General features: G+C 46.0%; 5 protein-coding genes. 2 read left to right on the top strand and 3 right to left on the bottom strand.

What is annotated here, in order from left to right; all coding sequences use genetic code 11:
- Positions 1-67: 67 nt before the first annotated feature.
- A complete protein-coding gene (locus AC1WIP_RS12450) occupies positions 68-1285 on the top strand; it encodes a DNA polymerase Y family protein (protein ID WP_481142127.1) in 1218 nt (405 codons plus the stop codon).
- A 3-nt stretch (positions 1286-1288) separates the two neighbouring features.
- Here AC1WIP_RS12450 and AC1WIP_RS12445 read toward each other — a convergent pair whose 3' ends face one another.
- The 3 genes from AC1WIP_RS12445 to AC1WIP_RS12435 all read right to left on the bottom strand — a co-directional run bounded on the left by AC1WIP_RS12445 (position 1289) and on the right by AC1WIP_RS12435 (position 3451).
- Complete coding sequence (locus AC1WIP_RS12445) at positions 1289-1876, bottom strand: flavin reductase family protein (RefSeq protein ID WP_481142128.1); 588 nt, start codon at positions 1874-1876, stop codon at positions 1289-1291.
- 26 nt (positions 1877-1902) lie between these two features.
- Positions 1903-2436 carry a hypothetical protein gene (locus AC1WIP_RS12440; protein ID WP_481142126.1) on the bottom strand — a complete coding sequence of 178 codons (534 nt, stop codon included), beginning with the start codon at positions 2434-2436 and terminating at the stop codon, positions 1903-1905.
- Positions 2437-2803: 367 nt separating this feature from the next.
- Positions 2804-3451 (bottom strand): GTP pyrophosphokinase, encoded by a 648-nt coding sequence (locus tag AC1WIP_RS12435; protein WP_318703748.1) that lies wholly within the window; start codon positions 3449-3451, stop codon positions 2804-2806.
- Between the two features lie 212 nt (positions 3452-3663).
- Between AC1WIP_RS12435 and AC1WIP_RS12430 the strand changes: the two genes are divergently transcribed.
- Positions 3664-3933, top strand: a complete 270-nt coding sequence (locus tag AC1WIP_RS12430) for a hypothetical protein (RefSeq protein ID WP_318703746.1) — start codon at positions 3664-3666, stop codon at positions 3931-3933.
- Positions 3934-4063 lie beyond the last annotated feature (130 nt).

The following is a 4063-nucleotide window of genomic DNA, read 5'->3' as shown; positions in this document are numbered from 1 at the left end:
TTTATTTTCCTTGTAAAGGAAAGATTGTGCTATACTGGAAGCAAAAGCACACCGGAGGTTATTTTTTATGGCAGACCCCATTATTTTTCATATTGACGTAAACTCCGCTTATTTAAGCTGGACTTCCTTAGCCCGCCTGCGGGAGGGAAGCGATGTGGACCTTCGCCTGATTCCCTCTATTGTGGGGGGAGATATGAGCAGGCGCCACGGCGTGGTTTTAGCCAAATCCATACCTGCAAAGGCCTACGGCATTGTGACAGGAGAGCCCATCGTCAACGCCTTCCGCAAATGCCCGCACCTGGTAAATGTACCTCCCGACCATGCGCTTTACGAACACATGAGCTTGCTTCTCATGGATTTCCTCTCGGGAATCTGCCCGGATATTGAGCAGGTCAGCATTGATGAATGCTATATGGATTATACCCCCATAGCCGGTAAATATACCTCTCCGGAAGCTGCCGCAGCCTATATCAAGGATACGATTTTCGCAAAATTTGATTTTACAGTGAATATCGGCATTTCAGACAAAAAGGTGCTTGCCAAAATGGCCTCCGACTTTAAAAAGCCAAATCTGGTGCACACCCTGTATTCCTGGGAAATCCAAAAAAAGCTGTGGCCCCTTCCCGTTTCCCGTCTGTTTATGTGCGGCCGCTCCAGCCAGGAAACCCTGAAAAAGCTGGGCATACTCACCATTGGCGATCTTGCCCAGGCAGATCCAGACATTTTAGAGGCCCACTTAAAAAGCCACGGGCTGACCCTCTGGAATTATGCCAACGGACAGGATGATTCCGAGGTGCTCTCCGAACCCGCAAAGCTGAAAGGCGTAGGAAATTCCACCACCCTTGCAGAGGATGCGCTGACCAGGCAGGAGGCCCATAAGGTTCTGCTCTCCCTCTCAGAGTCCGTGGGAAGGCGGCTTCGCACCTCTCATCAGCTGGCAGGCCTGGTCTGTACGGAGATCAAATATAATACCTTCCGAAACGTCTCCCATCAAACGCTCCTGGAGGCTCCAAGTGCTTCCACAGATGTGATTTACAAAGAGGCCAGCCGTCTGTTCGACGAGCTCTGGGACGGCACTCCCATCCGCCTTTTGGGGGTGCGCACCGCAAAGCTTGTGGAGGAAGGCGAACCTATACAGCTGAGCCTGTTCGACTATGCCTCCCCGGTATCAGAAAAGCAAAAGCGGCTGGACGCCGCCCTGGACAGCATCCGGAAACGCTACGGAAATGATGCCGTAAAAAGGGGGAGTCTTTTAGACTCCCCAGACAGCTTCCAAGAGAGGTAGCCCTCAGCCACTGCGGCGGCTTCCTTTCTGCTTTTTGCGCACACTGTAGCCGAAGGTTCCCAGCTGCTCCCCACAGCTTAAATAAGCGCCGTGGGAATAGACAATGGGTTCCGCCTTCTCCAGATGAAATTTTCGCCCCTCATCCATATATTTCTCATCTGCGTGCACCGCCAGCACGTCTGCAAGAAACAGATCATGAGAGCCTAAGGGCTTCACCTGCCTGACTCTGCACTCAATATTCACAGGGCTCTCTCCGATCATAGGCGCTTTCACATAAGCCGCATCCGCCTTTGTCAGCTTAAGCTCCTCAAATTTATCCACATCCCTGCCGCTCTTAACGCCACAGTAATCTGTGGCAAAAACCAGTCCCCTGGTAGTCAGATTTACCACAAATTCTCCGGTGTCCCGCAAAATCGGATAGGAATAGCGTTCCGGGCGCACGGAAATGCTCAACATGGGAGGATTTGTGCAGATTGTTCCCACCCAGGCAAGCGTTATAATATTGGCTCTGCCGCTTTTATCCGCCATGCTGACCATAACCACCGGCAATGGATACAGCATATTCCCCGGCTTCCAAATCTCTTTTGCCATCATTTTTCCCTTCGCATGAAAACTTTTTAGAAGAATTTAAAATTCAGCAGATTCATCACCTGCACAACCACGCTTCCAAGGGACAGCACAAGGGCTGCAATGGAAATTCCCAATACCGCATTCAGCTTTCCAGAAGCTTTTCCCGCAATGTCACTGAGCCGGTCAAGACCCTCCGTCTGCTTTGCGGATTCCTCCACTACCACAGCCTGTACGTTGCGGTAAACCTTCACGCACTCCCGGTGCACGCCTTCGCCGCTTCCCTCCAGTTTTTCCACAAACTCGGCCTTCCATTCCTCAAGGGCTTCGGAATCCTGTTTTATTTCATGAATTTTTTGAATGGCTTCATCCACCAGCCGGGCAACCTGCCCGCTGTCCGACTTTGACTCCTTAAGCCTTGCATCTCCTTCCTCCACGATCGCCTTAAGCCGGTCCAGACAATCGTTGTACTCCTTAAGACGATCCTTCAGACGGTTAAGCTCTTCCGTATCCGCCGCAGTATTCGCCTGAATCATTTCCTGTGCAGTCAGCTTCTGTGCCAACTTGTCCATAAACATATCCATCCATTTCCCTCCGAATTATCCACCTGCCATGTTTCGAATATAAGTATCTGTGGTGTCTGCATTACATAGGGACATTTTATCATTTTTTCAGTTTTCTGACAACAGAAACCGATTTTTGTGCAAACTGCATACGAAAATCTTTAATTCACTATATGTTTTTGTTACATTAACCAATAATTTACATGCCGTTCATATTTTGTTCATATTTTATTGCTATACTCTATTTGTAGCCAAAGGAAATGGCCATTGATGTCAGCATAACACATAGATAAATTTTTTCATAATAGCCCAGATACCGAAAGGTGTCTGGGCACTCCTCATTTTATGGCTGCTGTTTCTTTCAGCAATAGAGAAACTCCTGCCTGAGCTATTCCTTTTCTCTTTCCCGGCTGATGGCCAGAATTTCTTCGTTCAGGGAAAGCATTCTTGCGTCCAGATCCGACACCATTCTGGCACACTCCACCAATTCGTTCTTGATATGCTCCGGGGCGTCCCCTTCAAACTTATAATGGATTTTATGCTCCAGGCTGGCCCAGAAATCCATGGCTACCGTGCGTATCTGTATCTCCACCTTTGTGTCCACAATACGGTCGGACAGATACACCGGCACCGAAACAATCATATGATAGCTTTTATACCCGCTCGCCTTGGGATATGTAATATAATCCTTTACCGCAATCACTTTAATATCCCTCTGCTCGCTTATCATGTCCGCAATCCTGTAGATATCAGAGGTAAAGGAGCAGATAATGCGGATACCTGCAATGTCGTTGATGTACTTTACCATATTGTCAATCGTGGACTCATAGCCATTTCTTTTCAGCTTCTTTACGATGCTCTCCGGCGTTTTGATCCTGACCTTAATATGCTCTATGGGATTATACTGATGAACATGCTGAAACTCATCATTCAGAATCTGCATTTTCGTTTCTATCTGCCGCAGCGCAGCATTATATACAAGCATGACCTCCTGCCAGCTGTCAATGCCTTCTCCATTGTCCACCTTTAGTTCCATTTTAGCTCCTTCTATTTTATAATTCTCTGCCTTTATAAAATCAGTATAGCATAAAGCATGATAAAAATGTATAATATTCACAAATAATTAATCCTTTTTTAAGAAAATTTGTCAATAATATTTAGAACCGTACCTTGTATATATATGACATATACAAAAATATTATGACATGCTATACTGTCTAAAATACATTTTTGAAAGGAGTTCCATTTATGTTTCGCTTATGGGCAAGAACCTTTAAAGATAATCATATGCTGCAGGATACCTGCATTTGTGACGGCAGCGCCGATACCCGCACTCACAAAATTTTCCGGGCCCTGGACGAAATATGCGTCCAGTTTGACTTGGGCAAGCCCATCTGGCTGGACAAAACAGTAAAGGATTTCAAGCGTCACAATAAGGTTCGGTTTTATCAGGATAATTTTATCGAGGATATTGATTTTGACTATTTGGAAATTCAGGTGATAGAAGAAGATTCCTGATATCTATTGACATTTCCTCCATGCGAGTGTATTATCATTATTGTAACACATAGTTTTTGAAACTACATAATATATTTTAAATAACTGTTTCATGTATTTTTATCCTGTGCCTGGTTACAATAATCAGAGA

The sequence above is a fragment of the Acetatifactor sp. genome (assembly GCF_982438285.1).
This window is presented reverse-complemented; position numbering and strand designations above follow the sequence as displayed.

Coding starts and splice junctions, on each gene's coding strand:
- AC1WIP_RS12450 (WP_481142127.1), top strand. CDS start 68: ATGGCAGACCCCATTATTTTTCATATTGACGTAAACTCCGCTTATTTA.
- AC1WIP_RS12445 (WP_481142128.1), bottom strand. CDS start 1,876: ATGGCAAAAGAGATTTGGAAGCCGGGGAATATGCTGTATCCATTGCCG.
- AC1WIP_RS12430 (WP_318703746.1), top strand. CDS start 3,664: ATGTTTCGCTTATGGGCAAGAACCTTTAAAGATAATCATATGCTGCAG.
- AC1WIP_RS12435 (WP_318703748.1), bottom strand. CDS start 3,451: ATGGAACTAAAGGTGGACAATGGAGAAGGCATTGACAGCTGGCAGGAG.
- AC1WIP_RS12440 (WP_481142126.1), bottom strand. CDS start 2,436: ATGGATATGTTTATGGACAAGTTGGCACAGAAGCTGACTGCACAGGAA.